This window comes from Vibrio sp. 14N.309.X.WAT.E.F5 (assembly GCF_030397615.1).
GTDB classification, from domain to species: domain Bacteria; phylum Pseudomonadota; class Gammaproteobacteria; order Enterobacterales; family Vibrionaceae; genus Vibrio; species Vibrio lentus.
Genome location: NZ_JAPNXR010000021.1, coordinates 49,029 through 66,367, shown reverse-complemented (window position 1 = coordinate 66,367; position 17,339 = coordinate 49,029). Strand labels below are relative to the sequence as shown.

13 protein-coding genes are annotated in these 17,339 nt (G+C 44.4%); 4 read left to right on the top strand and 9 right to left on the bottom strand.

The features are described from left to right. Positions 1 to 60: 60 nt before the first annotated feature. The 6 genes from OW495_RS19060 to OW495_RS19035 all read right to left on the bottom strand — a co-directional run bounded on the left by OW495_RS19060 (position 61) and on the right by OW495_RS19035 (position 5,362). The gene (locus OW495_RS19060) at positions 61 to 327 is read right to left on the bottom strand and encodes a DUF2960 family protein (protein ID WP_004733780.1); all 267 of its coding nucleotides are present in this window, start codon (positions 325 to 327) and stop codon (positions 61 to 63) included. 272 nt (positions 328 to 599) lie between these two features. Beyond that, on the bottom strand, positions 600 to 2,417 hold the full coding sequence (locus OW495_RS19055) for a bifunctional molybdopterin-guanine dinucleotide biosynthesis adaptor protein MobB/molybdopterin molybdotransferase MoeA (RefSeq protein ID WP_289887785.1): 1,818 nt from the start codon (positions 2,415 to 2,417) through the stop codon (positions 600 to 602). After that, on the bottom strand, positions 2,417 to 3,001 hold the full coding sequence (gene mobA, locus OW495_RS19050) for a molybdenum cofactor guanylyltransferase MobA (RefSeq protein WP_017112061.1): 585 nt from the start codon (positions 2,999 to 3,001) through the stop codon (positions 2,417 to 2,419). The genes OW495_RS19055 and mobA overlap by 1 nt, the downstream gene beginning before the upstream one ends. Then, complete coding sequence (locus OW495_RS19045) at positions 2,979 to 3,698, bottom strand: energy-coupling factor ABC transporter ATP-binding protein (protein ID WP_009846743.1); 720 nt, start codon at positions 3,696 to 3,698, stop codon at positions 2,979 to 2,981. Before OW495_RS19045 ends, mobA begins: the two co-directional genes overlap by 23 nt. 10 nt (positions 3,699 to 3,708) lie before the next feature. Then, positions 3,709 to 4,407 (bottom strand): ABC transporter permease, encoded by a 699-nt coding sequence (locus tag OW495_RS19040; RefSeq protein WP_017107083.1) that lies wholly within the window; start codon positions 4,405 to 4,407, stop codon positions 3,709 to 3,711. A 148-nt stretch (positions 4,408 to 4,555) separates the two neighbouring features. Next, positions 4,556 to 5,362, bottom strand: coding sequence for a substrate-binding domain-containing protein (locus OW495_RS19035; RefSeq protein WP_029223695.1), 807 nt, complete (start codon positions 5,360 to 5,362; stop codon positions 4,556 to 4,558). A 302-nt stretch (positions 5,363 to 5,664) separates the two neighbouring features. Here OW495_RS19035 and OW495_RS19030 point away from each other — a divergent pair, with 302 nt between their 5' ends. Together OW495_RS19030 and OW495_RS19025 are read left to right on the top strand one after the other, a co-directional pair. Beyond that, positions 5,665 to 7,128: a sigma-54 dependent transcriptional regulator gene (locus tag OW495_RS19030; RefSeq protein WP_032501258.1), complete on the top strand. Its 1,464-nt coding sequence runs from the start codon at positions 5,665 to 5,667 to the stop codon at positions 7,126 to 7,128. Beyond that, entirely contained in the window at positions 7,118 to 9,145 is a 2,028-nt protein-coding gene (locus tag OW495_RS19025; RefSeq protein ID WP_289887780.1) for a cache domain-containing protein, read from the top strand. The genes OW495_RS19030 and OW495_RS19025 overlap by 11 nt, the downstream gene beginning before the upstream one ends. Before the next feature lie 82 nt (positions 9,146 to 9,227). On the opposite strand, the gene OW495_RS19020 is transcribed toward OW495_RS19025, so the two are convergent. Beyond that, a complete protein-coding gene (locus OW495_RS19020) occupies positions 9,228 to 9,914 on the bottom strand; it encodes a hypothetical protein (RefSeq protein ID WP_289887778.1) in 687 nt (228 codons plus the stop codon). Between the two features lie 274 nt (positions 9,915 to 10,188). Here OW495_RS19020 and OW495_RS19015 point away from each other — a divergent pair, with 274 nt between their 5' ends. Continuing rightward, entirely contained in the window at positions 10,189 to 11,808 is a 1,620-nt protein-coding gene (locus OW495_RS19015) for a methyl-accepting chemotaxis protein (protein WP_289887776.1), read from the top strand. Between the two features lie 154 nt (positions 11,809 to 11,962). On the opposite strand, the gene OW495_RS19010 is transcribed toward OW495_RS19015, so the two are convergent. After that, entirely contained in the window at positions 11,963 to 12,850 is an 888-nt protein-coding gene (locus tag OW495_RS19010; RefSeq protein WP_017112066.1) for a mechanosensitive ion channel domain-containing protein, read from the bottom strand. A 1-nt stretch (position 12,851) separates the two neighbouring features. Next, entirely contained in the window at positions 12,852 to 15,197 is a 2,346-nt protein-coding gene (locus OW495_RS19005; RefSeq protein WP_289887773.1) for an ATP-binding protein, read from the bottom strand. Positions 15,198 to 15,657: 460 nt separating this feature from the next. Between OW495_RS19005 and OW495_RS19000 the strand changes: the two genes are divergently transcribed. After that, the gene (locus OW495_RS19000; RefSeq protein WP_017107090.1) at positions 15,658 to 17,241 is read left to right on the top strand and encodes an ABC-F family ATPase; all 1,584 of its coding nucleotides are present in this window, start codon (positions 15,658 to 15,660) and stop codon (positions 17,239 to 17,241) included. Positions 17,242 to 17,339: the final 98 nt, after the last annotated feature.

Genomic DNA, 17,339 nt, shown 5'->3' with positions numbered 1-17,339 from the left:
ACTACTAACCCCAAAACGAAAAGCTAGAAGCTAAATTTTGAGAAAAAGAAGCCAGAGGGCTTACTTCTTCTTTTTGCCAACGCCAAGGTTGTCTTTTTGCTTCAACGTAAGCTTAGTAAAGCCTAGCTTACGGAAATAGTTGTCTTGGTAGTTACGAACCGCTTTAGTATCAGAAATAAACTCAAGCTGTTGCTCAGTTTTTAGATACTCAGTGATGTCGATACCTTCAGCTGCAGCGACAGCTTCTTGGATCGTGCGGTGTTCTTGTTTCGAAAACAGTAACTCTTTGTCTTCGTCTTTGTAAGTGTACAGAATGGTACGAGCCATGATGCTCTCCAATAGAATTATTACTTTGCGCGCACTCTACATAAAAACAGTACGTGGCTCAAGGTTATGATAAAAAATCTTAAGATTATCGTTCTTCAGGCCTATCGCTATTTAAGCTTTCTGTCTTTTAAGGAACGAACAGGTTGTCTCTAACGAAACGAAAGCCCCATAACATCGAAAATTCGATAGAAGGGGCTTCATCTATGTTTTGGCAAAGAGCTTCTAAACCATTTAAAAAGCTGCTAAGTCAATTCAGGTCATTGAACCTTCAATTAAACACGACCTTGAAGTGGAATGATCGTTACCGTCTCGCCAACTTTCACGGTATCAACCGCTGGCGAGATTTCGATTAAGCAGTTCGCTTCGCTCATTGAACGTAGAATACCTGAACCTTGCTTACCGGTTGTTTTCACTTCAAGTACGCCTGACTCATTCATTGAGAACACACCACGGCTGAACTCAGTACGACCTTGACGAGAACGTAATTGCTCAGTTGCTATCGCGTTCGCTTTCACTGCTGTCCAGTTAGTTTGACCTTGTAGCTTGCGGATTGCAGGTTCTACAAAGTTAATGAACGACACCATCACGGCTACTGGGTTGCCAGGTAAACCGAAGAAAGGTTTATCTTCAATTTTGCCGTAAGCAAGAGGGCGCCCTGGACGCATGTTGATACGCCAGAAGTTAATCTCACCCAACTTATCTAACGCGAGTTTGATGTAGTCCGCATCACCAACAGACACGCCACCTGAAGTCAGAACCATGTCGGTCTCTAACGACGCAGCATGAAGTACATCCATCATCTTTTGTTCGTCATCTTCGATAATGCCGTAATCAACGATGTCGCAACCTAGCTTTTGAAGCATACCGATAATAGTAAAACGGTTCGAGTCATAGATAGAGTTCGGCTTCTGCTCACTACCCGGTGCTTGAACTTCATCACCCGTAGAGAACACACCGACTTTAACTTTACGTAAAACAGGGCAGTTGCCAAAACCTAGTGACGCCATCATGCCCATTTCTGGTGCTTCGATTCGTGTGCCACGAGTAAAGACAGGTTGGCCGATTTCTAAATCTTCGCCTGCCATACGGACATTTTGTCCAACCGAGATTTTAGCGTCTGGGAAGCTAACTGTGTCGCCTTCTTGAACGGCTTGTTCGCGCATCACGACGACATCAACGCCTTCAGGCATTGGAGCGCCAGTCATGATCTTAACCGCTTCACCTTGTTGAACGGTTTGCTCGTAGCTGTGACCAGCCATGACTTCAGCAACGATGTTGTAGCTGTCCAATTCTAGGTCTTCGCTACGGATCGCATAGCCGTCCATTGCAGAATTAGTATTCTGAGGTACGTTGATTGGTGAAATAACATCTTCAGCCAGCACACGCCCGTAGCCTTGTAGTAATTCAACACTCTCAGTGAGGTCGAGCGCATCAATACTATCGACGATCTTTTGTTGACCTTGCGTAACGCTTAGGCCAGCAGGAGAGAAGGAGTCACAACACACAACAGGTGTATCGTCTTTTGAAGATGAACACGACGCTGTTTTGCTTGTTGTCGATGAAGGGTCGAATGACTGAGCATACTCGATGATGAAATCACGAATCGCTTCTAAGTCGCTGATCGCCATTTGTGGCAAGTCTGATTCAACGTGACTGTCTGCAGCAATCGCAATAATGTTGTCATCGTTTGGATACAACCAAGGTTTACCGACTTCGTCTCTGTGCAGTTCAATTTTTGGGAAGGCAATGTTCTTGCAGCCTTCAACCAGAATCAAGTCCAGCGTGTTGGTATCGAAACGTGTCAGTAGGTAATCAAAATCAGCTTCGGCTTCTGGCGTTTCTGTCATCATCACGTGACGGTTACGCGAAGCGATCAGCATTTGATTGGCTCCAGCCTTACGTAGGCGGTAGCTGTCTTTGCCTGGCTTATCGACATCGAAATCGTGGTGAGCATGTTTAAGAACACCCACTTTTAAACCCGCATTCGTCAGCAGAGGCAACAACGCTTCAAGTACGGTTGTTTTGCCTGTGCCGCTGTAAGCAGCAAAGCCCAATAAAGGAAGGTTAGGGCGTTGTTTTGAATCTTTCATTATTGAAGCGTTCCAAATTGGGTGAGTTCTTCTGGCGTATTGAGATTAACAAAGCAGTTAGGCGCGTCGCTAAAGTCGACGTACTCAGTGACACACTCTTTGTACAACAAGATGATCTTGCGGTCGCCACGCTCTAAAAACGCTTCTAACTTTGGCAGAACACGTTTGTGGAACAGGGTGAATACAGGTTGCTTAAATTCGCCATCATGAGCCACAAGAATGTCGCTGTCTTCTTTTACTGCTGCACAAAAACGCTCAACAAGGTCGTCACTGATTTGAGGGCTGTCGCAAGGAACAAAGCCTACCCAATCTGTGGTCGCGTTTTTAAGGCCAGCGTGAATCCCACCCAAAGGGCCTGGGTAGTCAGGGAAAGAATCGGACACAACCGGTGCAAATGCTTGGTAACTGTCTAGGTTACGGTTGGCATTGATGGTAATGCTGACATCTTGTTGAGACAGCTTGTCTATAACGTATTGAATAAGCGGAGAACCGTTGAGCTCAACGAGTCCTTTATCTTTTCCGCCCATACGGCTGGCTTGACCGCCAGCCAAAATAACCCAACTAGTTTGCGTTGGAAGCAGCATAAATATTCTCTTGTGCTTTGTTCTTTTTAATAACTTGCAGAAGCGGTGATTCGGTCAAAGTGTTGTCTTTGATCCACCACTGCTTCTTACATAAATCGGTTAACGCGTTAGTTTGGTGGCTAGTGATGACCAAACTCGCGCCTCTCTGAAGAAGATCTTCGGCCATAATGACCAATCTTTCAATAGATTCTTTGTCTAAAGAAGCACTTGGTTCGTCCATCAGCAAGATTGAAGGCTTGAGAATCCAAGCTCGTGCCATTGCCACGCGTTGACGCTCACCACCAGACAAAACAGAAATGTGCTCGTCTGCTAGGGTTTCTAAACCTACCATCCTCAACGCATTAATTATTTGAGCTCGCTTATCTTTTTGGCTCTCTTTGTTAAAGCGAATGCCATAAGCGACATTTTGGTACACAGAGCCATCAAAAAGGTAAGGGGTTTGGTGTAGATAGATGATGTCTTTAAATTTTAACCGAGGAAACAGGCTGTGTTGCCAGCTTTGTGTCGGAGACTGAATACGGCCAGAGCTCGGCTTGATCAATCCTGATAAGATTTTAAGTAGGGTCGTTTTGCCAACACCGTTATCGCCTTTGAGATAAATAGCATCGTTAGGGCCGATCGACAATTCGGGGATGTGGAACAAAACACGCTCTTTGTAGCGCATTGAAATTTGCTGCGTTGTTATTTTTATACTCATGACAGCGTTCCTAAGTTCTCAAGTAGCCTTTTCCTCTCACACTGGAAAGGAAAAAGTTAAGGGCTAATGCCAATGCTAATAAGACCATACCAAGTGCCACACCTTGAGCAAATGCGCCTTTGTGACTTTCCATAGCAATAGCCGTAGGGATATTTCGTGTCATTCCCATAATGTTGCCACCCACCATCATCGAACAACCAACTTCGGTCACGATACGTGAGAATGCAGCAATGGTGGCTGCCAGCAGAGGGAATCGTGTTTCCCAAATTAAAGTACACGCGACTCGAGTGGTTGAAACTCCAAGGGTACGCGCTGTTTCTACTGCTCGGCGATCGCTGGCTTGCAGCGCGCCATGCATCATAGCGACCAGAATTGGGAAACAGATCAGCATCTGACCGAGAATCATCGCCTTTTGCGTGAACAACAATTGCCAGTCACCTAAAGGACCAGAACGAGAGAGCATCATGTACATCAACAAGCCAATTACCACGGTAGGTATCGCTTGTAAGGTGTTGATCACCGAAAGCAGCGCCCATTTACCGGGGAATTCGGTGTAAGCCAATAAGAAAGCCATGATGATTGCAGGAACAATCACCAATGAAATGGCGGACAATGAAACGCTGAAAGATACCGCGACGATTTTCCACAGTTCGTGGTCAAAACTCACCAGTAGATTCATTGCATCAAGCGTTGTTTGCCATAGGGTCATGAAGTATCTCGTTTAAAGCGACAATAAGTCTTAAAAAGTAATGCTGATATTTTGGTAATAGCTGACACTGGATCAATGAAACAGGGTGAGTCAGCCATTCATTCTTTTCGAGTTCACTATTCACCCTGTAAGAATAGTGCAATGACGACTATTCTGCGCTTGCAACAAACAGTTGTTTGCCGTGCAGTTTAAAGTCGTTAATCAGTTTCTGACCTTTAGGGTTAACCAACCAATCACTGAATACTTTCGCTGCTTGGTAGTTGATGGTCGGGTAGCGCTCTGGGTTAACAAGAATCACTTGGTAAGGGTTAAATAGGTTCTTGTCACCTTGGAAAAGGATTTTAAGATCCAATTTGTTTTGGTAAGCCAACCAAGTACCACGGTCTGTCATGGTGTAGCCTTGCATTTCAGACGCCATGTTCAGAGTAGGGCCCATGCCTTGACCAACACTGCGGTAGCCACCGAAGTTTGGTTCCATTTTGGTTTGTGCCCAGATCCCCATCTCTTTCTTGTGAGTACCAGAATCGTCACCACGAGAAACGAACGTCACGTTGTTCGTTGCAATCGCTTTGAACACATCAGCCACTGCTTTTTGAGATTCAATTTTCGCAGGATCACTTTGAGGACCTACGATAACGAAGTCGTTATACATCAGTTTGCGAGGTAGAACGCCGTAGCCTTGTTCAACGAAATTCGCTTCTGCTTTTGGTGCGTGAGTCATCACCAGATCAACATCGCCGTTTTCACCCATACGAAGTGATTTACCCGTACCTGCAGCTAGAACGTCAACTTTAATACCAGAGTCTTTTTCGAACTCAGGTAATAGGTAGTCTAGTAGGCCAGAGTGATACGTGCTTGTTGTTGTCGCAAGTTTGATGTGCGTGGTGTCTTCTGCGCTGCTAGCCGAGTAACTGACGATAGATAGAGCGGCAATAGTTAAGGGAATTGCTTTCATTATTATTATGTCCATTCTGTTATAAATGAATGACACGCCTTCAACTTCAAAGGGCTCAAAGAAGGTCATGTTCATGAGTGCTAATTTTTGTAATTAGAAATCATCACCTTATAAGCAATGTTAGTGCCAATAAATCATGCATCAGATCTCATTAAATTGCTGTTATTTCGAACGAAACTGCGTCATTTAACCCCATAAATTAAAACAAAACATGAGCTAGGACAAAATGTCGCACATTGACCCTGTTGCGTAAAAGGTTAATTGGTACACTCTGTCCCAACTTTCCCTATCGGCTGATCATTATGTCTTTACCTAGTTCAAGCGCTTCTAACCTCAACTCCAACACATTGACTCAATATCAGGCATTTTCTGTCTTGGTGGTTGACGATGAAATTGGTATGCAGGCTATTCTTAAGAAAGCACTAGGTAAGTATTTTGGCAAGGTATCCAGTGCCGGTTCCGTAGAAGAAGCTGAGGTTCTACGTTGCAACGAGCACTTCGATTTGATCGTGCTTGATATCAACCTCCCAGGTCGCTCTGGTATTGAATGGGAAGAGGTATTCAACGACGCCGACAAACGCGCCGATGTTATTTTCATGACAGGTTACGCTGATCTCGAAATGACCATATCTGCACTTAAGCTTGGCGCCTCTGATTTCATTTTGAAGCCTTTCAACTTAGAACAAATGATAAAAGCAGTACTTCGCTGCATGGACAAGCGCCTAGACCAAAGAATGCAATACGCGTTGAAGCGCGATGTTAGCCGTCATATCAAAACGGAACTGATCGGCAACTCAGATAAAACCAAACAACTTAAGCAACTCATCAGTCAATTCGCACCATCAAGAGCATCGGTGTTAATCGAAGGTGAGTCGGGGACGGGTAAAGAGTTGGTTGCTCGTGGCGTGCATGAAGCCAGCAAACGAACAGGGCCTTTTGTGCCAATCAACTGTGGAGCGATAGCTCCTGAGCTTTTAGAAAGTGAATTGTTTGGCCATACGTCGGGTGCCTTTACTGGTGCTAAGAAAAATAGAGAAGGCCTGTTTAGAGTCGCAAGTGGTGGCACATTGTTCCTTGATGAAATCGGTGAGATGCCACTGCCAATGCAAGCGGCGCTGTTACGCGTTTTAGAACAACGAACGATTCGACCTGTTGGCAGTGAGAAAGAGATCGCTGTCGATGTACGTGTGGTTGCGGCGACAAACCGAAATCTTCAAGAAGAGGTCGATAAAGGACACTTCCGTCGTGATCTGTTTTACCGACTTAATGTTCTTAAGATTGACGTTGTCCCACTAAGAGAACGTCCGTCCGATCTTATTGAGCTCGTTCCTTACTTTACCCGTTTACTATCGAGCGAGCTTTGTGTACCGGTTCCAAACTGGGCGCATGAAGACATCTTGGCAATGAATGAGTATGAATGGCCAGGAAATATTCGTGAACTTAAAAACTTAGTCGAACGTTGCATCTTATTAGACAAGCCACCAGCTCATTATTGGCGTGAGATTAACGGTGACCCAGCACCCACCAGCATTTCAGTGACGGTGTCACATGGTGCTGAATTGCCTAATTTAGATAACAATGATGCCGTTGAAGGTTATCCAAACACTTGGACGCTCAAAGATGTTGAGAAAGCACATATAGAACAGTTGGTTAGTTTTCATGATGGAAACAAATCAGCGGCGTCTCGAGATCTTGGCGTTGCTCGTAAAACGTTAGAGCGTAAATACAAAGAGTGGAATACAGAAGGCTCTGAATATGCCGATTAGACGTCATTGGTGGTCAAAGTGGGCGTTCCGATTCAAAACCATGGTGCGGTACCGTCTGTTATTTTTAACGTCTGCTCCGATCATCTTAACTCTATGTGCTCTGGTTGCGATCACTTTGTATTGGTCTGTTCACTACACATGGCAGGGCGCATTGATTGATGTTGATGAGCGGTTGGATGTTGCAGACAACAGTATTCAACTGATTCAAAGCCAACAGGCCTATAACGTTCAAGCCTTTGCTGAGTCTTACAACTTCCGAATCAAACTCAAGAGTGATATTTCAAAAAAAGAGCTCACACGTTGGGTTTCAGAAAACAAATCTCGCTATGAACTCGATTTTCTGCGCTGGCGTAGCGTCGAGAGCATGGAGAAAAAACTTGAATACCTCAACCTGACACACAAAGCGTCGTTCTTTAGTGTATTAAGCCAAAGCGAGCTCAACGATTTAGACCAAAATCTTGCAAGGCAAGCCGAAGTTCCAATGCTTAATAGCCGAAATGTTGAAACTCGTGGTTTGGTTAGCCGCACCGTTGTGTCGATTCGAGACAGTAATGATCACGTCATTGGTTTTCTTGATGGCGGGATCTTACTTAACAACAGCACGCAGTTAGTTGATCAGATCAGCAACCTAATTTATCCGCAACGCGATGGTTTCAATCGTCGTATCGGTACTGTCACGGTTTTCCTTGATGACCTACGTGTGAGTACGAATGTACCGCTGAGCAGTGAAGAGAGTGCAGGGCGCGCGATCGGCACTCGTGTTTCGCATGAGGTTCACTCAAAAGTCTTGAATGAAGGCAAAGAGTGGTTGGATCGTGCTTACGTTTACGACGCTTGGTACATCACAGCATATCAGCCAATTCATGACCAGTTTGATAACGTTATCGGCATGCTCTATACCGGTTATTTGATTTGGCCATTAGTGGAAACGTACTTAACCAACCTTGGTGAAATCAGTATTACTATTGTGCTGTTACTCTTGATCTCCGGTTGGATCGTTCACCGCGGCGCGCGTGATCTTTTCAACCCAATTGAACGCATCCATAAAGTCGTGAAGCTCGTTCAGATGGGGCAAGACAAGCGAATAGGTACACTTGGTTTAGATGATCAACACGAACTCACGTTGCTGGCTAAGCAATTCGACAAAATGTTAGATCTGCTCCACGAGCGTAATCAAGAAATTCAACAAGCGGCGTCTGAGCTCGAATGTAAGGTTCATTCTCGTACTGCCAGTTTGAAAGAGAAAACCGAAGAACTCGAACTTCATATCCAGCTTCTCAACCAAGCTAGAGATAAGCTGGTGGTCAACGAGAAATTAGCCGCATTAGGTGAGTTAACCGCAGGTATTGCCCATGAGATTAATAACCCAACGGCTGTGATTCTTGGCAATGTCGAGTTGATGAAGTTTGAGCTTGGTGACGAAGTGGCCCGTGTAGACGAGGAAGTCCACGCGATCATGGAGCAGATTGACCGAATCCGAAATATTACACGAAGCCTACTTCAATACAGCCGACATGGCGGCGTACAAGACGAAATCACTTGGCAACACATCAATCCAATCGTCGACGAGAGCATTACGCTTGTCAAAACAGGCGCTAAGAAGAAAGGCATTGTGTATGTTTCGCAACTGCACGCAAAAACGTCTGTCGAAGTGAACCGCAACCAATTGCTACAGATTCTGGTTAACCTACAGATGAACGCGATTCACGCGATGGACGGAAAGGGCACATTGACTATTTCAAGTGAAGACTGGGTTGAAAATGGCGTGTCTCATGGGGCTATTGTTCATGTTGAAGATGAGGGCTGTGGTATCAAAGAAGAACAATTGAAACGTATTTTCTCGCCTTTCTATACCACCAAACGAGACGGTACAGGTTTAGGTTTGTCGGTATCTCAAAGTATCTTGAGTCAAACGGGCGGCGAGATACGTGTCGAATCAGAAGTAGGCAAGGGAAGCCGCTTTAGTATCTACCTTCAACAAAAAGCCACACCTCAATTGCTGGTATCAAATCTATAAGTTTAAACAAAAATATAACTGTATAACTCACTCGTTTGATGGGACTCCCGAGTGAGTTTAGTTTTTAACAGCTTAGTCTTTTTTAGAATGTTACAGACACATTTTCTCTAAAATGTTTCAACACTTTGAATTCGATAGAACTATTGTCGTAATTTAGAACTTCGATTCGAGCACCTTTGTAATTAATAAGGTTTGATTTTGACATATCGTACTCAACATCATTAGTGAAAGCCCCGCGAGCCATATCATTGGTAAATTCTCGGTATGAAATGTTTAACTTTGTTCCCACTGAACCGTTATATATCAGCGTTTGGCGAAAGCTCGCGCTATCGTTGATTGTTTTGTCTTCAATATTAGACGTTCCTTCATAGCATTTTACTTCTTTTGCAATCACAGAAGAAACACAAACCTGCTTCGTTTCGTCCACAGATAATGCATAAGGTGGATCTACAAAAGCCCCTGGAGAAACTAGTCCGCCATTAGTCGAATAAATGTTGAACCATGATTTCTTCCCATCGTAGCCCATTTCAGCATATGAGCCTTGACTTATATTATAGAAGGCGCCGTCAATAGACTGGTGAACAGTCAAATATTTTTTAGTTGTAGCTTTTCCTTGGTCAAGCATAAAGTCGCCAACATAAGCACTTGTAAGAACACTGATTTTGGGCGTGCTAAAAGATTTAACTTCAGTTTTAGCATTCTGGGGGATTGATGCTGCGCAGCCTGAGAGGGTTACGAATATTAGGGGGACAAGTACATGGTTTTTCATTTTTCATCTCAAATTTAATTTTAGAATAGCATACCATATAAATAATAATAAGCTGTATTTATAGCTTCAATCTGAAAATATATTGATATCAATCAATTATTAAATGTCTAGTATTACGAAAATATCAACCTCAGCCTGTTTGACGAGCACCTCCTTTTGGTTATGTAACACAGTGTATATCTTTCGATCTTGATGCATATCATCTGAACTGTACGAAATTTTGATAACTTGGTCGAAAATCAATAATCAAAACAAATATTAAAGTCAGTCAGCTATGAAATTAAGTAACTTATCTATCAAATCAAAACTCGTATCCATCGTCATTTTATCGGTTGTTCTACTGGTAATGGCATCCACTTTTAATCTAATGCAACAGCGCGCTAGCTCCATGGAAGAGCGGCAAGATAAACTCAGTGCACAAGTCGAAACAGCGGTCAGCCTAGCTCAACACTATTATGACCAACGAAATATTCTTGGCGAAGAGACAGCAAAGAAACAAGCATTACAAGCCATTGAAACGCTTCGCTATGACAGCACCAACTATTTTTGGATCTTAAACCAACAACTCAACATCATTAGTCATCCACTCAAGCCAGAACTCAATGGCAAAAATGCGGGTAACTTAAGAGATGGCGCAGGCAAGCATCACTGGCGTGAGATGGTCACCATCTCTCAAACAGCGCAACAGAAAGGCTTTCTTGACTACCAATGGAAGAGCCCGAATGGAGAGTTGAAAAACAAGATCTCATACGTACAACTGTTCCCTGAATGGAACTGGGTACTAGGGTCTGGAATTTTGGTCGCTGATATTCAAGATGCGTTCTATGCGTTGGCGATTAAGGAAGGGATGGTTGCGGTTGTGTTGTCTGGTCTGTTGTTTACGATGGGCTACGCGATATCCAATAACATCCTTGTGCCGCTTAACAAGCTTATCGATAACACCCATAAGATTGCCGATGGCGACCTTCGTGTACGTATGAATATGACGCGTAAAGATGAGCTAGGCGATATGAGCCAACAGATCGACACCATGCTCGATAAATTGCAAAGCACGCTGCGTACCGCCAATGAATCTGCGGATCTGTCCAGTAACATGGCAAGTCACATTGCTCAAGCGAGTGAAGAGGCGGCGACCAGTGTCAATTCGCAACACGCTCAGCTTGAGTTATTGTCTACCGCGATGACAGAAATGAGCGCCACCATTTCAGATGTCGCGGTTAATGCAGAGAACACAGCGGCGAGTACCAATAAAGTCGTCGATCATGCCAATCAAAACGATAAGAACATGCAGGTTACATCTAAGACAATCTCTCAGGTTTCAGAGAACATCTCTACGGCAAACGAGTTGGTAAGAGACCTACAATCCGGAGTTAGCGAAATAAGCCAAGTGGTCAGCGTGATTCGTGATGTATCAGAACAAACTAACTTATTAGCGCTCAACGCGGCGATAGAAGCTGCACGTGCAGGTGAACAAGGAAGAGGGTTCGCAGTTGTGGCAGACGAAGTTCGTAACCTTGCTAGTCGCACTCAAAACTCAACCAATGAAGTGCAATCGACGATTGAGAAACTGACTCAACAAGCCGAGCGTACCTTTAAAGCGATGCAAAGTAGTAACGAGAAAGTGGATCACAGTGTCGTGGCCTCAAATGAAACACGCCAACAACTGGATGTGATTGTGAATGAGCTACACAACGCCAACGACATGGTGGCTCAAATTGCAGCAGCCTCGGAGCAACAGAGCACGGTAGCAACCGAAATGAGTGAAAGTGTCACAGGGATTCATCTGGCGGCTAACGAAGTACTGCAAGCTTCACAGTCGCTGGCAGAAGACAGCCAAAAAATGGCCAACACCACGGAACACCTTACCGATCAGCTGAAGTACTTTAAGGTTTAATCCCAACCTAGGTTTGGCCAAGCAAAAGCTAAGCTAAACTAGAACCTCATAAAAAAACACCTCCGCTCTTGAGACAAGTTCGGAGGTGTTTTTGTTTGCAGATGACTGGATTGCTAACTCGCTCAGCAAAAGGAGAGCGTTAAGCCAATCTCGATCAATGCGTTGCCACTGAAATTTTCGGTGGGTTGATGTTGTGCTTCTTAAACTCTTTCATTACTCGAAGGGTAATGTCTGTTTCAAACAACTTCTCATAAGCCGTATCGACCACATAAGCCTTACAAGTTAACTGTATTGCTAGGTAGTTATCCGTAATCGTCTGTTTAACCAGAACCGTAACAGGCTTAGGCAAGTGGATGTAACGGCTTGAAGAAGCGGCTTCTTGAATCAAGTCACGGGCTAGGGTGATGTCTTCATCCATGCTGACATAGAAAGGGATCACCACTTGCATATCCAATGCGCCATAGTTACCGCTCGTCGTCACTTCATTCAAGAACTTGTTGTTCGGGATCGTGATGATGTCATCGTTCAGCGTTCTCATACGAACAGAACGCAAACCGATGGTGATAATGTCGCCGTAGTTACCTTCAAACGTGACGCGGTCACCAACTTGAAAGGGTCTATCGATCATCACCGTGATACCAGCAATGAAAGAGGCCGCCAAGTCTTTAAGCGCAAAGCCAACGGACACGGCGAGGGTACCACCAATCAGAGCCAGTATTTGGTCGTTGATGCGAAAGCTCATCATAAACACGATTAAACCTGTGCTCACATAGATGAAGAACTGCATAAACGATTGAAGCTTTTGCAATAGCATCCGATATTGCACAAATTGGCTACCAAAGCTCGTTACCAAGGAGTTGATGAATTTGAGCAATAGCCACATTGCGGCAATGACGATAGCGGAGAAAAACACGCCACTCCATCGCACTAAACTCGCAATCTTCGAGATGTTTTCTACATTGGCCAACTCTTCCGTCGCGAAGGTCGGAAAACTCACAGTAGTCGCAAGGCCAACAAGTAATAGGATAAATAATTTCTTCATGTTACTTCACCAATAAATGTTGACGGTCGAGAACGTTAGTAATGTGGCGGAACCAGTGATCGGAAATTTTTGCCTTCTCTTCACTCCAACCAATGTAACCTCGACTTTCGAAGTAGCGCAAAATGCCCGTAATCTCAGCAATACTCAGTTGAGTACAATCAGACAGAACTTCAGGGGAGGCTATCTCTAGCTGAACAATCGAGCGAAGCACGGCCAACATTGGTTTGGGCATGTTCTCTAACTCTTGCGCTTCAGGTACGTGGAACAGCCTGACAACAGCTTGGTCGGTGTCTTTGTTTCTATTAAGAGATAAGCGGAAGAAGCGCAGAGCCACTGTTGGATTACCATCAGAGTAATGCCATAGAATTCGATAGAAGCCTTGGCGAGCACGTTCTTCTTCTGTCATCTCATCTTGGTCCCACTGTTTAGGGACCACCAAGCCATCAAACGACAACGGCTTTTCTAACTCGGTATTGATACGGCTTGTTAGTAGCTCGCCGATTTGCTTCTCAGTCCAACGAGGTAGGAAACACACGAAATCAAACAACAGACGCTCGCCACGAGCTCTATCGACAAATCGCCAGCTTGATTTAGCAATCGACATCACGACACGGTGATTCTTTTTAGAACGGCGCAGTAAGTTGGTTAAGCGAATCAGATCAGACAACCCGCCAACCATCGGTTTAACTAGTCGTTGTGCATTGTCGATCGCGATCAGGTAAGTGGTTTCGCTTTTACGTAAGTGAGCCAAAATCTGAATTTCAGTCGCTTCTTCTTCCAGTCCGATGCTTACAGCCAAGTGACAAAGAAACTCTTTGTAACCCGCATAAGGGCAGCTAACGTAAATGGGTTCAGCGTTGGTGACTTTATGTAGCAATGTGTAGAGCAGCGTTGTTGAACCCACGCCACGCTCACCAGACACAATACAAATCGCTGGGCTGTCAGACATCAGATAACGGTTAAGTTGCTTAACTTCGTCGCCCGCATAGTCAATCAAGGTGCTATCGATTGAACCTGGCAGAACGTATTCAAAGGTTTGATCGCCTTTGATTCTCACGAGATTCTGTTGGTTCTTATCAAGGTCGGACTGTTTTGCGACTTCAATTCTAAATAGATAAGCAAGCGCCTGACTAAACAGGGTATAACCGGATAACAGCGCCATAATACGATGTTGGAAGGTATAAACGGATAGCCATACAATACCAATTGCGGTTGCCAGTATATTGAGAATAAATGTGTCTTGGCGATTCACAGCCCAGTTCACCCATACAGGGCGATCTGAAATATGTTGTAGCGCATCAAACACTTTTGCGCGCCATAGCCTCAATACTGAGATAGTCACAAGAACAAACCAGAAGAACAGCGCACTGTAGATCCAGCTGTAGATCGTGCCTTTACCTAGCGTACGAATCGAAATCTGCAGAATCACACCCGCGACAATGAAGCTCCATACGTAACGACGAATCGTCGAGAGGCGCAACGCAATCACTTCTTGGTTTGATGTACGACCTAATCGGTAAGCAAACTCAAGAATAAAGCTGATTGCTATCGAGCCACCGAGAATCCACCACGTAAAGATCTCGAGGAAAATCAAGTGTTGTAAACTCGGTATGCTTGAGAGAATACGCAACGAAATAGTAATCGCGATTAACCACGCTATCGCTCGATGGGCACGACTCACGTACCAAATCAAACGCACCAAGAATGGAGGATTCTGTTTCGCTTCTAAGAAATTAACTCGGAACAATTCAATCAGACGCGTGCTGTTTGATAGCCACCACACTAAACCGAAGTAAATAAACAGCACTTTCAAAGACGCGCCAATCACAGGAACGGGTGAAATGAATATGTCTTTTATCAACGCCTTGAAGCTACGAGTTTGGAAATACACCAGATATTCAACGTTGAGCTTAGTCAGTCGCCACTCTTGCTTAAACTGCGTGACACCATAAGGGCCAAAACCCGTTAGGCGCTCTTTGTTCGCGGTAGTCGTCTGCTCAAGTAAGTGCTGCTTACTCACATTTAAACTGTTTAATGTTACGTAGCTCGATTCAACGTCAAACCACAGATCCGCATCGCTGTTTTTTCGATAATCCAGAAGCTGTTGATCAAAGGTTGCGATTTGTTGGTTTTGAACACGAAGCACTTCAGCCAACAAAACATTGACCTTACGTTTGTCACCCGCTTCCATAAACAGAGGGTCGGGGAGTGCATTAATGCGTTGATCCAGATCTTGGGCAATGTCAGACACCTGAGGACGTGACTGTAAGTCATATTCCAAGTTGGCATGACTAGGCCAAGAGATCATGGCCAAAGTGAACAATAAGAAGCGCGATAATGAACGCATAAAAGTCTCTTAGAATTATGAGGTTAGGATTACTATAGTTAGATAATGGTGCTTTGTGAAATCTAACCCTTTTTCGGGGGCGAGTACTTTATTCCTGTTTCTTTCATCTTTGTCATGAAATTGTCAGGGTTTGGGCTAGTATTTGAGCATCAGCCAGTACCGTAAATAAATAGGGGAAAGTAGGTTAGGTTGTAACGATGCATCATGCGATATATTCAATTATCCGTGGGATTTAAGGCGTTATATAAACCCTATTATCGGCGGCTGTTCGCTATTTTGTATTTTCCTCATTGTGGCGTTTTAATGAACACAAATAGAAAATCAAAAGTGTGAGTCAGCTCAAATTATGATTTGGCCAGGTTATCACTCACTTAATGGCCTGTAATTGCAATCAATACTTGAAGTTAAAGCCCCGAAGAAGTAACGTTGCGGCGTTTTTCACATTAAAAAGGTAAAGGCATTGATCTCCACAGCAAATATCACTCAACAATTCGGCGCTAAGCCACTTTTCGAAAATATTTCAGTTAAGTTCGGCGAAGGTAACCGTTACGGTTTAATCGGCGCGAATGGCTGTGGTAAATCGACGTTCATGAAGATCCTATCAGGTGAACTTGAACCAAGTGCTGGTAACGTAAGCTACGATCCAAACGAGCGCGTAGCTAAACTAAACCAAGACCAATTTGCTTACGAAGAATTCACGGTAATCGACACGGTTATCATGGGTCACAAAGAGCTTTGGGCTATTAAGCAAGAGCGTGACCGCATTTACTCTTTGCCTGAAATGAGCGAAGAAGACGGCATGAAGGTAGCTGATCTTGAAGTTCAGTTCGCTGAAATGGACGGTTACATGGCAGAAGCTAAAGCCGGTGAGCTTCTTCTTGCTGTAGGTATTGAAGAATCACTGCACTTCGGCCTAATGAGCGAAGTAGCACCGGGTTGGAAACTTCGTGTTCTATTGTCTCAAGTACTGTTTGCAGACCCGCATATCATGCTTCTTGACGAACCAACGAACAACCTGGACATGGACACCATCAAGTGGTTGGAAGATACGCTTAACCAACGCAACTGCACAATGATCATCATTTCGCATGACCGTCACTTCCTAAACTCAGTTTGTACACACATGGCTGACCTTGATTACGGCGCACTTCGTCTGTTCCCAGGTAACTACGATGAGTACATGACAGCAGCGACACAAGCTCGTGAACGTCTACTCTCTGATAACGCTAAGAAAAAAGCACAAATTGCTGAACTTCAAACGTTCGTTTCTCGTTTCTCTGCTAACGCATCTAAAGCGAAACAAGCAACGTCTCGTGCTAAACAGATCGACAAGATTCAACTAGACGAAGTTAAAGCGTCTAGCCGTCAAAACCCATTCATCCGTTTCGAACAGTCTAAAGAACTATTCCGTAACGCACTTGTGGTTGAAAACCTAGCTCAAGGCTTTGAAGAAGACCTTTACAACAAGTTCGATGCGATTTTCGAAGTTGGTGAGCGTGTTGCTATCATCGGTGAGAATGGCGTAGGTAAAACAACGCTTCTTAACACACTTGCGGGTGCTCTAGAAGCGCGCGAAGGTGAGTACAAGTGGTCTGAAAACTCAAACATCGGTTACTACGCTCAAGATCACGCACATGATTTTGAAAAAGACATGAACCTGTTTGATTGGATGAGCCAATGGCGTCAAGAAGGCGAAGACGAGCAAGTTGTTCGTGGCTTCCTAGGTCGTATGCTGTTTGGTCAAGACGACATCAAGAAGTCGGTAAAGGTTATCTCTGGTGGTGAGCAAGGTCGTATGCTTCTTGGCAAGATCATGATGCACAAGCCAAACATCCTGCTTATGGATGAACCAACGAACCACATGGATATGGAATCTATCGAAGCGCTTAACTTGGCTCTTGAGAACTACAAAGGCACATTGTTCTTCGTATCTCACGACCGCGTATTCGTAGACTCTCTAGCGACTCGTGTTCTTGAAATCAAAGACGGTAAGATCAACGACTTCCGTGGTACTTACGCTGAGTTCTTGAAAGCACGCGCTTAGTACACATAAAACATGAATACGTAATACAACGTTATTACGTAATCCTGATTAGAAAGGCCTCTATCTTTTTAGCAAGATAGAGGCCTTTTGTTTATCTT